16 protein-coding genes are annotated in these 15032 nt (G+C 73.1%); 11 read left to right on the top strand and 5 right to left on the bottom strand.

Annotated elements, in window-relative coordinates; genetic code table 11:
* Positions 1-117: 117 nt before the first annotated feature.
* From ACQEV1_RS28835 to hypE, 9 genes are all read left to right on the top strand, one after another.
* The gene (locus tag ACQEV1_RS28835) at positions 118-717 is read left to right on the top strand and encodes a D-sedoheptulose-7-phosphate isomerase (RefSeq protein ID WP_285634454.1); all 600 of its coding nucleotides are present in this window, start codon (positions 118-120) and stop codon (positions 715-717) included.
* A complete protein-coding gene (locus tag ACQEV1_RS28830; protein WP_285634452.1) occupies positions 714-917 on the top strand; it encodes a HypC/HybG/HupF family hydrogenase formation chaperone in 204 nt (67 codons plus the stop codon). The genes ACQEV1_RS28835 and ACQEV1_RS28830 overlap by 4 nt, the downstream gene beginning before the upstream one ends.
* Entirely contained in the window at positions 914-1573 is a 660-nt protein-coding gene (locus ACQEV1_RS28825) for a D-sedoheptulose-7-phosphate isomerase (RefSeq protein ID WP_433397480.1), read from the top strand. The genes ACQEV1_RS28830 and ACQEV1_RS28825 overlap by 4 nt, the downstream gene beginning before the upstream one ends.
* A 154-nt stretch (positions 1574-1727) precedes the next feature.
* On the top strand, positions 1728-2732 hold the full coding sequence (locus tag ACQEV1_RS28820) for a hypothetical protein (protein ID WP_433397478.1): 1005 nt from the start codon (positions 1728-1730) through the stop codon (positions 2730-2732).
* Positions 2729-3220, top strand: coding sequence for a hydrogenase maturation protease (locus ACQEV1_RS28815; RefSeq protein ID WP_285578460.1), 492 nt, complete (start codon positions 2729-2731; stop codon positions 3218-3220). Before ACQEV1_RS28820 ends, ACQEV1_RS28815 begins: the two co-directional genes overlap by 4 nt.
* The gene (locus tag ACQEV1_RS28810) at positions 3213-3605 is read left to right on the top strand and encodes a hydrogenase maturation nickel metallochaperone HypA (RefSeq protein ID WP_285634443.1); all 393 of its coding nucleotides are present in this window, start codon (positions 3213-3215) and stop codon (positions 3603-3605) included. The genes ACQEV1_RS28815 and ACQEV1_RS28810 overlap by 8 nt, the downstream gene beginning before the upstream one ends.
* Positions 3580-3825, top strand: a complete 246-nt coding sequence (locus tag ACQEV1_RS28805; RefSeq protein ID WP_349497877.1) for a HypC/HybG/HupF family hydrogenase formation chaperone — start codon at positions 3580-3582, stop codon at positions 3823-3825. Before ACQEV1_RS28810 ends, ACQEV1_RS28805 begins: the two co-directional genes overlap by 26 nt.
* Entirely contained in the window at positions 3825-4952 is a 1128-nt protein-coding gene (hypD, locus tag ACQEV1_RS28800) for a hydrogenase formation protein HypD (protein ID WP_285634441.1), read from the top strand. Before ACQEV1_RS28805 ends, hypD begins: the two co-directional genes overlap by 1 nt.
* Positions 4945-6072, top strand: a complete 1128-nt coding sequence (hypE, locus tag ACQEV1_RS28795) for a hydrogenase expression/formation protein HypE (protein ID WP_433397475.1) — start codon at positions 4945-4947, stop codon at positions 6070-6072. The genes hypD and hypE overlap by 8 nt, the downstream gene beginning before the upstream one ends.
* Before the next feature lie 9 nt (positions 6073-6081).
* On the opposite strand, the gene ACQEV1_RS28790 is transcribed toward hypE, so the two are convergent.
* The 3 genes from ACQEV1_RS28790 to ACQEV1_RS28780 all read right to left on the bottom strand — a co-directional run bounded on the left by ACQEV1_RS28790 (position 6082) and on the right by ACQEV1_RS28780 (position 10358).
* Positions 6082-7251, bottom strand: coding sequence for an MFS transporter (locus ACQEV1_RS28790; RefSeq protein ID WP_433397473.1), 1170 nt, complete (start codon positions 7249-7251; stop codon positions 6082-6084).
* A gap of 179 nt (positions 7252-7430) precedes the next feature.
* Positions 7431-9653, bottom strand: coding sequence for a carbamoyltransferase HypF (hypF, locus tag ACQEV1_RS28785; RefSeq protein WP_433397471.1), 2223 nt, complete (start codon positions 9651-9653; stop codon positions 7431-7433).
* Between the two features lie 51 nt (positions 9654-9704).
* Complete coding sequence (locus ACQEV1_RS28780; protein ID WP_285634433.1) at positions 9705-10358, bottom strand: C39 family peptidase; 654 nt, start codon at positions 10356-10358, stop codon at positions 9705-9707.
* 164 nt (positions 10359-10522) lie between these two features.
* Here ACQEV1_RS28780 and ACQEV1_RS28775 point away from each other — a divergent pair, with 164 nt between their 5' ends.
* The gene (locus tag ACQEV1_RS28775; RefSeq protein WP_433397468.1) at positions 10523-11446 is read left to right on the top strand and encodes an ArsR/SmtB family transcription factor; all 924 of its coding nucleotides are present in this window, start codon (positions 10523-10525) and stop codon (positions 11444-11446) included.
* On the opposite strand, the gene ACQEV1_RS28770 is transcribed toward ACQEV1_RS28775, so the two are convergent.
* Entirely contained in the window at positions 11443-12492 is a 1050-nt protein-coding gene (locus ACQEV1_RS28770) for an epoxide hydrolase family protein (protein ID WP_433397466.1), read from the bottom strand. The two genes, ACQEV1_RS28775 and ACQEV1_RS28770, sit on opposite strands and share 4 nt — an antisense overlap.
* A 37-nt stretch (positions 12493-12529) precedes the next feature.
* On the opposite strand from ACQEV1_RS28770, the gene ACQEV1_RS28765 reads away from it, so the two are divergent.
* Positions 12530-13090 (top strand): TetR/AcrR family transcriptional regulator, encoded by a 561-nt coding sequence (locus tag ACQEV1_RS28765; RefSeq protein WP_433397464.1) that lies wholly within the window; start codon positions 12530-12532, stop codon positions 13088-13090.
* Positions 13091-13106: 16 nt separating this feature from the next.
* Here ACQEV1_RS28765 and nhaA read toward each other — a convergent pair whose 3' ends face one another.
* The gene (gene nhaA, locus ACQEV1_RS28760) at positions 13107-15002 is read right to left on the bottom strand and encodes a Na+/H+ antiporter NhaA (protein ID WP_433397462.1); all 1896 of its coding nucleotides are present in this window, start codon (positions 15000-15002) and stop codon (positions 13107-13109) included.
* Between the last annotated feature and the right edge of the window lie 30 nt (positions 15003-15032).

Genomic DNA, 15032 nt, shown 5'->3' with positions numbered 1-15032 from the left:
GTGGGTGACCGATGGGCGTCTCATGGCCGTCGTGGCGTTGTCCGCCATCGACGCTCCGACGTATCGTCCCGTGAGTCTTCGGTCACAGACCGTCACTCGCGCGGGAGAGGGGCCACGATGCCGCCGACGGAACGGGTCTTCGCCCGGCGCGAGGCTCCCGGGCGTGCGCTGGCGGCTCACGCGGAGGTCATCGCGGAGACCTGTCACGCGATGGCCGGGCGCTTTCACCGGGGCGGCCGGCTGTTCACCTTCGGCAACGGCGGCGCGGCCACCGACGCCCAGCACATCGCGGTGGAGTTCGTCCACCCGGTGATCGTCGGCAAACGCGCGCTGCCCGCGCTGTCGCTGACCGGGGACGTCGCCACGCTGACCGGGGTCGGCGCGGCGGCCGGGTTCGCGGAGGTCTTCGCGCACCAGCTGCGGCACTTCGCCGCGCCCGAGGACATCGCGCTCGGTGTCTCGCCCGACGGCCGGTGCGCCGACGTGCTCGCCGGGCTGCGCGCCGCGCGGGACATGGGGCTGCTGACGGTGGCGCTGCTCGGCGGCGACGGCGGTGACATCGCCGCGTCCGGGGTGGCCGGCCACCGGATCGTCGTGCCCTCCGATGACCCGCGGGTGGTCAAGGAGGTGCACGTCACCGCGTACCACGTGCTGTGGGAACTGGTTCATGTCCTCCTCGAACAGCCCGGCGTGCTCGATCCGGGGGTGATCGCGTGAACCACTGCGAGGGCGACCACTGCGTGACCTGCTCCGACGAGGCCGTCGCGGTGCGCGTGGTCCGGCTGCGCGACGGCGACCTGGCCGACGTCGACGTCGGCGACGGACGCACCGAGGAGGTCAGCGTCGCCCTCGTGGACGCCGACGTCGGCGACGTCGTCCTCGTCCACGCCAAAGAGGCGATCGGCGTGGTCTCATGAGTGAGTACAGCGCGCCTTTTGAGGGGATGCGGGAGCTGTACCCGTTCCTTTACTCCGGCGCGGCCGATCTGGAGTCCGTCATGGCCGACGTGCGCCGGTCCACCGCCGAGAAGGCGGAGGAGATCGTGGCGCTCCGGCGCCGCGTGCTCGCCGTGGACGGCCCGCGGCTGGAGGTCTGCGCCGCGCGGATGGCCGAGGCCTTCCGCGCCGGAGGCCGGCTGTTCACCTTCGGCAACGGCGGCAGCTCCACCGACGCGCAGGACGTCGCGGCGCTCTTCCTCAACCCCGGCGGAGACGCGCGTCCGCTGCCGGCGCTGGCGCTCACCACTGACGTCGCGGTGCTGACCGCGCTGTCCAACGACGTCGGCTTCGACGTCGTGTTCGCCCGCCAGCTCGCGGCGTTCGGCCGGGCAGGGGACATCGCGCTGGGCCTGTCGACGAGCGGCGACTCCGCCAACCTGCTCCGCGCCTTCGAGGAGGCGATGCGCCGGGGGATGCTGACCGTCGGGCTGGCCGGGCACACGGGCGGGCGGATGGCCGAGCTCGACGGCCTCGACCACCTCTTCACGGTGCCCTCCTCGTCGGTGCACCGCGTCCAGGAGGCGCAGACCACCGTCTACCACGCTCTGTGGGAGCTCACCCAGCACGCGCTCTGATCGCCGCCGCGAGGTTCGGTGGTTGTACGCCTCCACCTGGTGGGTAACTGTCAAGGGTGCCCATCGCCGCAGGTCAAAGCCAGGATGGCCCGAGAGGGAGCCGTCCTGGAGGCCGCCACGCACGGTCGGCCGCGCCTCCGGTGGGGGAGGTCCCGTGAGCGACCTGGAGGCCGCCCGCGTCGTCGCCGACGCCGTGCTCTACGACGGCGGCCGGCGCTCCTCGGACGCGGCCGGCCGGCCGCTCGGCCTGCTCGTACCACCGGGCCTCACCACCGCCGAAGAACCGTCGGCCGCACAGACCGAGTGCCTGCTGGACGGGGAGAAAGGGGCGCTGCACGTACGCCCCCGGTTCCTGCACGTACGGACGCGCACCGCCGAGGGCGCCGCGCCGTACGACGAGGCGGCCGAACGTGAGCTCGACCTCGTCTGGCCCCTCGCCGACCTGCTCGCCGGCGAGCAACGGCACGACGAGCGGATCCCCGGCGGCCGCGAGAACGCCGACGGCGTGATCCGTGCCTGGGAGCCGCTCGACGTACGGATCCGTGCCTCCGCCGAGCGCCTGCCCGGCCCGTACGGCGTGGTGCGGCTCCGGCTCCGGCTGGAGAACGTCAGCGGCTGGACCGGCGAGGAGCGGTCCGAGGCGCTGCGGCGTTCGCTCGTCTCGGCGCACGCGCTGCTCGGCCGCACCGGCGGGGTGTTCCTGTCGCTCGCGGATCCGCCGGAGTGGGCGCGGCCGTACGCCGACGGCTGTGCGAACCTCCGCGCCTGGCCGGTGCTGGTCGCGGACGACCTCGTGCTGTCGTCGCCGATCATCCTGCCGGACCGGCCGCGCGTCGCCGCGGAGCGCTCCGGCGCGCCCCCGATGACGCTCACCGACCGGCCCGGCGAGGACGCGCCGGTCTCGCCGGAGACCGACCGGATCACCATCGCCGGGCACGAGGTCGGCAGGGGCAGCAAGGTACGCCTCACCCCCGGCGGGCGCGCCGACGCGCAGGACATGTTCGTGGCCGGGCGGACCGCGACCGTCGAGGCCGTGCTGTTCGACGTCGACGGCTCGCGGCACCTGGCCGTCACCGTCGACGACGACCCCGGTACGGACCTGCGGCGGGCCCAGGGCCGCTACTGGTACTTCGGCCCCGAGGACGTGGAACCGCTGTGAGGATCCTGGTCGCGGGCGTGGGCAACGTCTTCCTGGGCGACGACGGGTTCGGCGTCGAGGTCGCCCGGACCCTGAGCGAGCGCCTCGGCCGGACTCCGCTGCCCGACGGCGTCGTCGTCGGCGACTTCGGCATCCGCGGCATCCACCTCGCCTACGAGCTGTCCGCCTACGACACGACGATCCTGGTCGACGCCGCACCGCGCGGCGAGGAGCCCGGCACGCTGTACGCCCTGGAGCTGGGGGAGGGCGAGCCAGGGGCCGCCGTCGACGCGCACGGGATGACCCCCGACGTCGTGCTCGGCCTGGTCGGCGCCGTCGGCGGCGAGGCGCGGCGGGTCCTGCTCGTCGGCTGCGAGCCCGCGGACGTCGCTCCGGGCATGGAGCTCAGCCCCCCGGTCGCCGCGGCCATCGAACCCGCCGTCCGGCTGGTTCGCGAACTCATCGAGGAGGAGCTCCGTGACCATCAGGCCGGTGACGTGAATGCATGAGATCGGCCTCGCCGAGGCGATCCTGGAAGCGGTGCAGAAACGCGCCGCGGGCCGCCCGGTCGCCCGGGCGAGGATCCGGGCCGGCGCCCTGCTGCGGATCGTCGAACCCTCGATGGACCAGGCGTTCCAGCTGGTCACCGAGGGCACCGTCGCCGAGGGCGCGGCCATCGACATGATCGTGATCCCGGCCCGGCTCACCTGCCGGGCGTGCGGTCACGACGGCAGCACGCTCGACCCGCTGGCGGTCTGCCCCACGTGCGGCGACGGCGACGTGGACGTGACCGGCGGCGACGAACTGGTGCTGGAATCCATCGAGATAGGGGAGTCACCCGATGTGCCTGGGAATCCCGGGGGAGATCGTGGAGATCCTTCCCGATCAGCCTGACCTCGCCAAGGTCGACGTCAGCGGCGTCCGGCGGGCGATCAACATCGGGTTGATCACCGACGACGAGCCGCGGCCGGGCGACTGGATCCTCATCCACGTCGGGTTCGCCCTCTCCAAGATCGACGAGGCCGAGGCCAAGGCGACGCTGGACTTCCTCGAAGGCGTCGGTCAGGCCTACGCCGACGAGATGGAGGCGCTGCGGGAATCGGGGATCGAGTGATGCGTTTCGTCGACGAGTACCGCGACGCGGACCGGGCCCGCGCCCTGGCCGCCGCGATCGCGCGCCTGTGCGACCCGGGCCGGGAGTACAAGTTCATGGAGGTCTGCGGGGGGCACACGCACACGATCTACAAGCACGGCCTGGCGGACCACCTGCCGGAGAACGTCACGCTCGTGCACGGCCCCGGCTGCCCCGTCTGTGTGATCCCGATGGGCCGGGTGGACGACGCGATCCACATCGCCGAGCGGGACGACGTCATCATGACCTCCTTCGGGGACATGATGCGGGTGCCCGGCGGGCGCGGGTCCTTCTTCGACTCCAAGGCGCACGGCGCCGACATCCGGATGGTGTACTCCCCGCTGGACGCGCTGAAGATCGCCCGGCAGAACCCGGACAAGAAGGTCGTCTTCCTGGCGATCGGCTTCGAGACGACCGCGCCGTCCACCGCGATGACCATGCTCCGGGCGAAGGCGGAAGGACTGGGTAACTTCTCGGTCTTCTGCAACCACGTGACGATCATCCCGGCGATCAAGGCGATCCTCGACTCTCCGGACCTGCGCCTCGACGGGTTCATCGGCCCCGGCCACGTCTCGACCGTGATCGGCTGCCGGCCGTACGAGTTCATCGCCCGGGAGTACGGCAAGCCGCTGGTCGTCGCCGGGTTCGAGCCGCTCGACATCCTGCGGTCGATCCACCTGCTGCTCACCCAGCTCGCCGAGGGCCGCTCGGAGGTGGAGAACCAGTACGGCCGCGTCGTGCCGTGGGAGGGCAACCCCAGGGCGCTCAGGGTCATCGCCGAGACGATGGAGCCGCGGCCGTACTTCGAGTGGCGCGGCCTGGGCTTCATCTCCCACTCCGCGCTGCGCGTCCGCGACGCGTACGCCGGGTTCGACGCCGAGCGGATCTTCGACATCCCCGGCGGCCGGGTGGCCGACCCGAAGGCCTGTCAGTGCGGCGAGGTGCTCAAGGGGGTGCTCAAGCCCTGGGAGTGCAAGGTGTTCGGCACCGCGTGCACGCCGGAGACGCCGATCGGCACCTGCATGGTCTCCTCCGAGGGCGCCTGCGCCGCGTACTACAACTTCGGCCGGTTCACCCGCGACCGGGTACGGGAGGCGACCCGTGACTGAGCGTCCCGCGGAGTGGGCGGAGGCGGCCGTGCGCGAGCACGCGCACCTCGGGGCCGCCGACCGCGAGGAGCAGGTGCTGGAACGCATCGAGCGGGCCCGCCGCGGCAGGCCGCGGCTGCGTGAGGACGCCATCACCCTCGCGCACGGCTCCGGCGGCAAGGCCACCCACACGCTCATCGAGGCGGTGTTCCTCGACGCGTTCCGCAACCCGCTGCTCGAACCCCTGGACGACGGCGCCCGGTTCGGCGTCGACGGCGCCTCGCTGGTGTTCACCACCGACTCGTACGTCGTGTCGCCGCTGTTCTTCCCCGGTGGCGACATCGGCGACCTGGCCGTCAACGGCACCGTCAACGACCTGGCCGTCTGCGGGGCCGAGCCGCTGCACCTGTCGGCCGGCTTCATCCTGGAGGAGGGCTTCGCGGTCGCCGACCTGCGCCGGGTCGTGGCGTCCATGCGCGCCGCCGCCGAGACCGCGGGGGTGCGGATCGTCACGGGCGACACCAAGGTGGTCCAGCGCGGCAAGGCGGACGGCTGCTACATCAGCACCGCCGGCATCGGCGTGGTCCGGCGCCCGCTCGGCGGAGAGGTGCGGCCGGGCGACGCCGTCCTGGTCTCCGGCCCGGTCGGCGAGCACGGCGTGACGATCATGCTGGCCCGCGGCGAGCTGGACATCGAGTCCGACCTGGCCTCCGACACCGCGCCCCTGAACGGCCTGGTCACGGCCTTGCTGGACGCCTGTGGCGACGGCGTGCGCCGGATGCGCGACGCGACACGCGGGGGAGTGGCGACGGTCCTGAACGAGGTGGCGGGCGACGCCGGCGTGGCCGTGGTCGTGGACGAGGACGCGATCCCGGTGCGCCCGGACGTGCGCGGCGCCTGCGAACTGCTCGGCATCGACCCGCTGTACGTCGCGTGCGAGGGCCGCATGGTCGCGATCGTGTCCGGCGACTCGGCCGGCGACGCGCTGGCCGCCCTGCGCTCCCACCCGCTGGGCGAGGGAGCCGCGATCGTCGGCCGGATCAAGGCCGACCCGCCGGGGCTCGTCCTGCTCCGGACGGCGTTCGGCGGCACGCGCATCGTCGACCTGCTGGTCGGGGACCCGCTGCCGCGCATCTGCTGACGCCCCGCGTCACCGCCGGTTCCGGCTCGCGGGCACCACGGAGAGCAGGAGCGTGAGGACCCCGACGGCGATGCCCAGGGTGAGGAAGGCGCCGGCGTAGTCGGAGTCACCGATGAACCATCCGAGAGTGACGGCTCCCACTCCGACGCCGCCGTCGTAGGCGACGTTCCAGATCGTGCTCGCCGTGCCGCCGCGTCCCTCGCCGAGGCGTTGGATGCTCAGCACGAACGAATCATTCTGACAGGCCCCGAACCCCACGCCCAGGAGCGCGGTCCCGACGATCAGCAGGTCGTGGGCGCCGGTCAGGGCCAGGGCGATGATTCCCAGCGCGGCCGCGCAGCACAGCACCGAGACCGGCACCAGCCGGCCCGCGCCATAGCGATCGCCGAAGGCTCCGGCGCCGAGCCGCGCAGCGACAAGGCCGACCGACGCCGCGAACAACGCCCACGACGCCGTGCTGGCTCCCCGGAGTGCCACCGGCAGGAAGGTCGTCGCCGCCCCGAACGATCCGGCCGTCATCAGGAACAGCGCGATCGGTACCGCGATGTGTCGGATGTCGGCCATCGATCCGAGGTGAAACGTGCCCCGATGCCCGCGCGGCAAGAGCAGGGCCAGCACCGCACCGGCGAGACACACCGCGGCGGAACCCCAGAACACCACCGGGAAGCCCCATTCCCGCGCGACCCAGATGCCTCCGGCGAGTGCCGCGAGGTTGGGCAGCGCGGCCGCCACGCCGTACAGCGACGCCGAAGAGGACAGCCTCCCGTCGGCGGCCAGCTCGGCGACGAGCGTGGCCCCGGCCGTGACCACGAACGCGAAACCGACCCCCCTCACGACCGTGATGGCCGTGATCGGGGCGATGCCGGCGGACAGGACGTACAGCGGTGCCGGCGCCCCGAGCAGCGCCGCGCCGAGCACCACCATCGCGCGCAGCGAGAAGACCTTGAAAAGCCATGGCACGGCCAACTGCGTGGCCACGGTGGCCGCCATCATGACACCGGTCGTCGACCCCACCGCCACACCGGCAGCGCCGCCGGTGGCGGACCACAGCGGAACCACCGCCAGAAGCGCCGCATAGTTGACGAAGGCGAGAAAGGTCACCGCCAAGAGCACCACGAAAGCCCGCGGCCGCGCGGCCCGGGTCCCCTCGCCGCCCTTAAGGGCGATCTCCGCCGTCATCGTCTCCCCCCTCTCCGCCCCGGGCAGGACCTCGCCAAGGGGCTGGGCCGGTCCCCGGCCGCGATCCCCCATCATGCCGGGCGGCGTGTTCTGTCCGACAATGGGTTCCGGTGGGGCATTCACGCACACCGGCGCCATGCTCTCCCACGGCCGGCGTGATTCGGCCCGGCCCCGGCTGGTCAGTGGGTGAGCGCGCGGGCGGTGGCGACCGCGGCCTGGCCCAGGCTGATGCCGCCGTCGTTCGGGGGCACGCGGCGGTGGACCAGCACCTCGAAGCCCTCGGTCTCCAGGCCCGTGACCGTGCGGTCCAGCAGGAGGACGTTCTGGAAGACGCCGCCGGACAGCGCCACCGTCGTCAGGCCGGTGCTCTCCCGCAGGCGTGCGGCGCCGGTCACGACGAGACGGGCGACCGTGTTGTGGAACCGCGCGGCGACGACCGGCACCCCCGCGTCCAGGTCGGCCACGACGGCCGCGACGATGTCGGCGCCCCGCACGGTGAACGGCGCATCGCCGTCGAGCCGGACCGGATAGGCGCCGCACTCGTCCAGGTCGGCGCGCTGCTCCAGCTCGACGGCGGCCTGCCCCTCGTAGCCGACGCGGTCGCGGACGCCGAGCACGGCGGCGACGGCGTCGAACAGGCGGCCCACGCTCGACGTCGGCGGCGAGCCGACCCCGCGGCGGGCCAGCGCGACGACCCGGTCCCAGCTCGCCGCGTTGCGCCGGGCCACGTCCAGCCCGGCGGGTACGCCGTACGCGGCGGCCATCCGCCACGGCTCGCGGATCGCGGCGGCGCCGCCCGGCAGCGGCACCGGCAGCAGGTGCCCGGCCCGCTCGAACCCAGTCAGGTCGGCGATGAGGAACTCCCCGCCCCACAGCGTGCCGTCCGTGCCGTACCCGGTGCCGTCGAACGCCACGCCGATCACCGGGCCGGCCGACTCGTTGTCCGCCAGGCACGCGGCGACGTGCGCGTGGTGGTGCTGCACGCCGGCCAGCGGCAGGCCGCGATCGAGCGCGTACTTCGTGGACAGGTACTCCGGGTGCAGGTCGTGCGCGACGACGGACGGCGTGATCGCGAAGAGCCGGCGGAAGTGCGCGACGCCCTCCTCGTACGCGCGCAGCGTCTCGTAATTCTCCAGGTCGCCGATGTGGGGGGAGACGAACGCGCGGCCGTCGTGGGCCAGGCAGAAGGTGTTCTTCAGCTGCGCGCCGCAGGCGAGCACCGCGGGACCGCCGGGCGGCAGCGGCACCGGCGCGGGCACGTACCCACGGGAGCGCCGTACGGGGAGCTCCCGTCCGCGGAAGACGCGGGTCACCGAGTCGTCGGTGCGCACGTGGATCGGCCGGTCGTGGGTCAGGAAGGCGCCGGCGATCGCGCCGAGCCGCGCGAAGGCGTCCTCGTCGCGGTGGGCGATCGGCTCGTCGGAGACGTTGCCGCTCGTCATGACCAGAGGTTCGGCGGCGAGCAGGTGGTGCAGGGGCGTGTAGGGCAGCATGACGCCGATGGACCGGTTGCCCGGCGCGACCGCCCCGGCCAGCGGGGCGCCCGCCCGCCGGTGCAGGAGCACGATCGGGCGCCGCGGGCTCGTCAGGAGAGCCTCCTCGGCGGGATCCACCTCGGCCAGCAGCCGCGCCGCGAGGAGATCCGCGACCATCACGGCGAACGGCTTGTCCGCCCGGTGTTTGCGGGACCGCAGCGCGGCGACCGCGGACTCGTCCCGCGCCGTCGCGGCCAGGTGGTACCCGCCCAGCCCCTTGAGCGCCAGCACGCCGCCGTCCGCCAGGAACGCGCGCGCGGCCTCCACCGGGTCGCCGGGCAGGGCCCGGCCGTCCGCGCCGCGCAGCACGAGCCGCGGCCCGCAGGCGGGACAGCACACGGGCTGCGCGTGGAACCTCCGGTCGGCCGGGTCGTGGTACTCGGCCGCGCACGCGTCGCACATCGCGAACCGGGCCATCGTGGTGTTGGGCCGGTCGTACGGCACGCCGGTGACGATCGTGAAGCGCGGTCCGCAGCCGGTGCAGTTGACGAACGGGTAGCGGTGGCGGCGGTCCGCCGGGTCGCGCAGCTCGCGCAGGCACGCGTCGCAGGTCGCGGAGTCGGCGGCGACCAGGGCGGCGCGCCGCCCGGTCGCGTCGCTGCCGACGATGGCGAAGCCGCGCGGCCCGCCGGGCGGGAGCGGCCGGGTGGTGATCCGCTCGACCACGGCCAGCGGAGGCGGCTCGCGCAGCCCGCCGAGGAACCGCTCGACGGCGTCCCGGTCGCCCTCGACCTCGATGAAGACGCCGCGCGCGTCGTTGCCCACGAGACCGGCGAGGCCGAGCCCGGTCGCCAGCCCGTGCACGAACGGCCGGAACCCGACGCCCTGGACGACGCCCTCGACTCTCACCGCGGTACGGATGCGCACGCTCGGTGTTCTTCCCCGCGCGTGCCGTGATGACCATGGCCGGGCGGCGGCTCAGGCGGCGTACGCCTTCAGGCCGATCCACGTGCCGAGGTCGTACGTGCTGATGGTGTAGGTCTTCGGCACGGAGGTCCAGCCGGAGCCGCCGGCGCCCGCGCCCGCCGGATCGGCGATGACCGCGCTGTCCCCGCTGTCGGCGTAGCCGACGACGGCGACGTAGTGGTAGATCGTGCCGCTGGGGTAGCCCGGGGGCCGCCAGCCGCTGACGACGTTGGCGACGATCGCCCAGCCGCGGTCGACGTCGAACACCAGGTCCTGCTTGAGCAGGTCCCGCTGGGCCTGGGTCGGCGGGTCGTTCACCGGCTTGCGCTCGTACCAGGTGGTGTTCAGGAAGTGGTTGAGGGTGGCGACGACGTTGGAGATGTCGTCGGTGCCGTTCGTGGTGGTGCCCAGGCTCGCGGCGAGCGTGTCCTGCGACGGCGGCGTCATCCGGGCGCTCAGCGCGATCTTCGTGGAGGCGGGCCCGCAGTAGTAGTACCGCTCCTGCCCGTACCAGGTGAACGGCAGGGTCTTGGCGGTGGCCGGCCGTACGGTGCCCGGCGTGGCCGGCCCGGTCGGCGTGGCGTCCGCCGCGGACGGCACGCCGAGCAGAACTCCGGCGGACACCCCGGCCAGCGCGACGATCGCGCGAGGAACCGGTCGAATCATGGTCGTCTCCTCGATCCGCTGTGCACGGTGGGAACTTTCACTCACAATGCCCCTGACAGACGTTGTTTTCCGCACCTTTCAGGCACAGCCAAAACACCGCACGGCGGAGGTGGCGGACCGATGCTGCGGATCTGGTCGGCAGCGATGATCTGGGGCGGGTACGCGTGGCGCGGCGCCCGCACGCCCTGTGGGAGACCGTGCTCAGCCTGCAGATCCTGCAGGGCCGGCGGCACACGCCGCTCCCCGGCTGGCGGGACGTCGTGCTGGGCCGGCTCGGCGCGCCCCGGGCGTCGGCCGCGCTGAGGACGCTGCGCCCGCTCATCCCGGCCCGCGGGTACTTTCCGGACTTCCTCACTCCCGCCGACGGCGACCTCGACGGCGGCATCGCCGCGGTCCGGAACACCCCGCCTCGGCGTGCGGCCGCCGAGCTCGAGCTCCTCGCCGGCGGGAGCCGCGCCGAGGACGACGACGCCCACCCGGTGAGCCGGCGGCTCGGGCACGTCGGCGACGCTCTCGCGTACTACCACCAGACCGCCGTCGCCCCGTACATGCCGCGGATGCGCGCGCTGATCGACGCCGACCGTGCGGTACGCGCGCGGGCGCTGCTCGACGACGGCGTCGAGGGACTTCTGCGGACCCTGCGGCCCGCCGTACGCTGGCGGCGGCCGGTGCTGGAGGCCGACTACCCGGTCGACCAGGAGCTGCGGCTGAACGGACGCGGGCTGCTGCTCGTACCGTCCGTGTTCTGCGAGCGCACGCCCGTCAGCCTCCTCGACCCGAGCCTGCCGCCCACTCTCGTCTACCCGATCGGCGACGGCGGCCCGCCCGCGACACCGGCCGGCGACGGCCTCGCCGCCCTGATCGGCGGCACCCGGGGCGAGGTGCTGCGGCGTCTCGACGAGGCGGCGGCGACGACCAGCGAACTGGCCCGCGTCCTGGGCATCTCCACGGCCTCCGCCAGCCAGCACGCCTCGGTACTGCGCCGCTCGGGCCTCGTGGTGAGCCGCCGCGCCGGCAACGCCGTGATCCACCGCATCACCCCGCTCGGCGCCGCCCTGCTGCGCGGCGGCGAGCACGGCGCCCCCTAGAGTGCGCGTCCGCCCAGCCTGACCGCACGGCGTACGTCGCCGGCGTAGGCCTCGGGCTGTTCCCAGGCCGCGAAGTGGCCCCCGGCGGGGTGTTCCACATAGTCGCGGACGTTCAGGAACGCCTCGGCGTAGCTTCGCGGCTCCGGCTTGATGTCGCGCGGAAACACCGAAAGCACGGTCGATGTGTCGATCCGGTCGGGAAGGTCGACCGGTTCGGCATAGGTGGCGAAAGAGGTGCCGATCGTGCCGGTGACCCAGTAGGCCGTGACCCAGGTGAGAAGCTCGTCCGTGGTGAAGGCCGACTCGTCGGACCAGGACTCCAGTTTCTCGACGATCCACGCAGCGAGGCCGGCGGGTGAGTCGCCGAGGGCGACGGCCAGCGTGTTCGGTCGCGTCGACTGCTCCGCGATGTACCCGCCCTCGGTCCGGAACCACTGCGCCGCCCGGCCGAGGTAGGCCGCCGCGTCGGGCGCGAGTCTCGCCGGGTCCGCCGTGAGCGCACGCTGCGGGGCGATGTTCGTGAGGTGCAGGGCGGCGACCCGGTCCGGGTGCTCGGCAGCGAGGAGTTCCGCGACGGTGCCGCCCACGTCGCCGCCGGACACCGTGTACCGCGAGTAACCGAGCTCGTCGAGGGCGTCCGCGACGACGCGGGCGATCCGGTTGACCGACATACCGGGCGTGGTGAGCGGGGCCGCGAACGGGAAGCCGGGCAGCGCGGGAACCACCACGTGCATGTCCGCGAGCAGAGGAAGGACGCGCTCGAATCGCAGCACCGAGTCCGGCCAGCCGTGCAGCAGCACGACGACCGGGGCGCCGGGATCCGCGGACCGCTGGTGGATCACACGCAGCTCGGTGCCGCCCGCCCGCACCGTCACCCAGGGGAACGCGCCGATGCGGCGCTCGTGCACGCCCCAGTCGTACCCGTTCGCCCAGCGTTCGAGCAGTTCGCCGAGGCGGGGGCCGCGGATGCCGCGCGTCTCGTCGTCACTCCACGGGGTCGTGACACGCCGCGTCCGCCGGAGTCGTTCCCGCATCTCCTCGTTCATGTGTATCAGCGTACACATAATGTGTATGCTCGTACACATGACCTCGCGCGATGCGGCCGCCACCAGACAGCGGATCCTGGAGCACGCCCGACGCCAGTTCGCCCGGCACGGATACGCGGCGGTCACGGTCAAGGGCGTGGCCGACGCGGCCGGCGTGTCGCCCAACCTCATCACGCGCTACTTCGGCGGCAAGGACGGCCTTTTCCTGGCGGCGGCCCGGGTGGAGATCCCGGTCTCGGACTCCTTCGACGGCGACCGTTCCGCGCTGGGTTCGCGTCTGGCGGCGAGCATCGTCCAGCGCTGGTTCGGCGCACCCGGGGAGGACCCGCTGCTCGTGCTGCAACGCGCGTCCGGCGAACGCCCGGAGGCGGCGGAGGCGCTGGCCGCCTTCCTCGACACCAACTCGCTGGAGCCGCTGCACCGCTATCTGCGGAACAGTGGCCTGGACGACGCGGACGCCCGCGGCCGAGCCGCGGCGATCGACGCCTTCGTGCTCGGCGTCTCGACCCGCCGCCGGGTCCTGCGTTCCGAACTCGGCGACCCCGCTGATCTCCAGGCCTGGCTGAGCGCCACCATCCAACGCCTCGCCGATGGGTGACGCCTCGGTCAGGGCGCTAGGAAACGCTCCCCAGGTAGGCGCGGGCGCGGGCGGCGCGGATGGCCGCGGACAGGGTCTCGATGTCGTACGCGCCGTAGTGGCGCTTGCCGTTGATGAAGAACGTCGGGGTGCCGGACACGCCGCTCAGATCGGCGGAGTCGAGGTCCTCGGCGACCCGCGCCGCGCCGAGGTGGCGGCGCAGGTCGACGCCGAACCGGTCGACGTCGAGGCCGAGTGCCTCCGCGTGCCCGAGCAGGTCACGGGCGCGCAACCGGTCCTGGTTGGCGAACAGCCGGTCGTGCATGTCCCAGAACATCCCCTGGACGGCGGCCGCCTCGGAGGCCTCCGCGGCGAGCTGGGCCTCCGGGTGCACGTCGTGCAGCGGCAGGTGGCGCCAGACGTAGCGGACGTCGCCGAAGTCGGCGAGCAGCTCGCGTACGACCGGCTCGGCCTGCCCGCAGTACGGGCACTCGTAGTCGCCGTACTCGACGACGGTGACGGGGGCGTCCGACGGCCCGCGGATGTGGTCGCGGTCGGGGTCGACCGGGGCGGCCAGGTCGACGATGGGGTCGGCGGTGCCGAGCAGCGCCCGCAGCTTCAGGCGCTTGGGCAGCATGCGGGTGACACGGAAGATCGCCCAGGTGAGGACCGAGGCGACGAGCGCGGAGCCGAGGATGCCGAGCTTGGCCTCCTCCAGCTGCGTGCCGTGGAAGGCGAGGGTGGCGATCAGCAGCGAGACGGTGAAGCCGATGCCGGCGATCGCGCCGCCGCCGACGACCGCCGCCCATCCGACCGGCACCTGGATCCGCCCGCGTGTCAGGCGCGTGATCAACCAGGAGAAGCCGGTGATACCGACCGGCTTGCCCGCGATGTAGGCGATCAGGATGCCCAGCGTGATCGGCGAGGTCAGCGCGTGGGAGAGCAATCCGCCGCTGATCGCGACCCCGGCGTTGGCGAGGGCGAAGATCGGCACGATGACGTAGCTGGTCCACGGGTGGTAGAGCAGCTGCAGCCGTTCGTTCGGCGAGATCGCCGAGGCCAGCCCGTCGCTCGCGGTGCGCGCCAGTTCGGCGGTCGGCTGCTCGCGGAACAGCCGGAACATCTCGCTCGCCCGCTGGAGGTCGTCGCGTGCGGCGGGAGAGGCGTACGTGAGCAGTCCCAGCACGAGGCCGACGACGACCGGCTCGATGCCGGACTCGAACATCGCCACCCATGCCACGATGCCGAGCGCCGCGTACACGATCCCGTGCCGCTCCCCGCGGACCCGCAGGATCAGCACGACGACGAGGACGGCCAGGGTGACGAGCAGTGGCATCATCCGGACGTGGCTGCTGTAGAACACCGCGATCACGGCGAGGGCGACCAGGTCGTCGACGACCGTGACGGTGAGCAGGTACGCGCGCATCCGCGACGGGACGTTCTTGGCGGCCAGGGTGAGCATGCCGAGCGCGAACGCCGTGTCCGTCGACATCGCCGCGCCCCAGCCGCGCGCGGACGGCCCGCCGGCGTTGATCGCCAGGAAGATCGCGATGGGCACGATCATCCCGCCGACGCCGGCCATCAGCGGCAGCACGAGCCGCCGCCGGTCGCGCAGTTCGCCCATGTCGAACTCGCGGCGCGCCTCCAGCCCGACGACGAAGAAGAAGAACGTCATCAGGCCGGTGTTGACCCACTCACGCAGATCCTGGGACAGCCCCGAGCCGCCGAGCCGGATCGACAGCCGCGTGCCCCACACCGACTCGTAGGAGGACGTGTCGACGTTCGCCCACAGCAGTGCGGCCACCGTCGCGGTCAGCAACAGGGCGGCGCCGCCCGTCTCCGTACGGAGGAACTCGCTCAGCGGCGTCTTCAGCTGCAACGCCCAGGCGGTCCGTCCGGAGAACCGCTCGGCGGCCTCCCCGGCCTCGCTCATCTCGGAGAGCTCATCTGGTGCCGTCTCCGC

It is taken from the genome of Actinoallomurus sp. CA-142502 (assembly GCF_050936355.1).
Lineage (GTDB): Bacteria > Actinomycetota > Actinomycetes > Streptosporangiales > Streptosporangiaceae > Actinoallomurus > Actinoallomurus iriomotensis.
The sequence above is the reverse complement of the archived record's forward strand: the minus strand, read 5'-3'. Positions and strand labels throughout refer to the sequence as shown.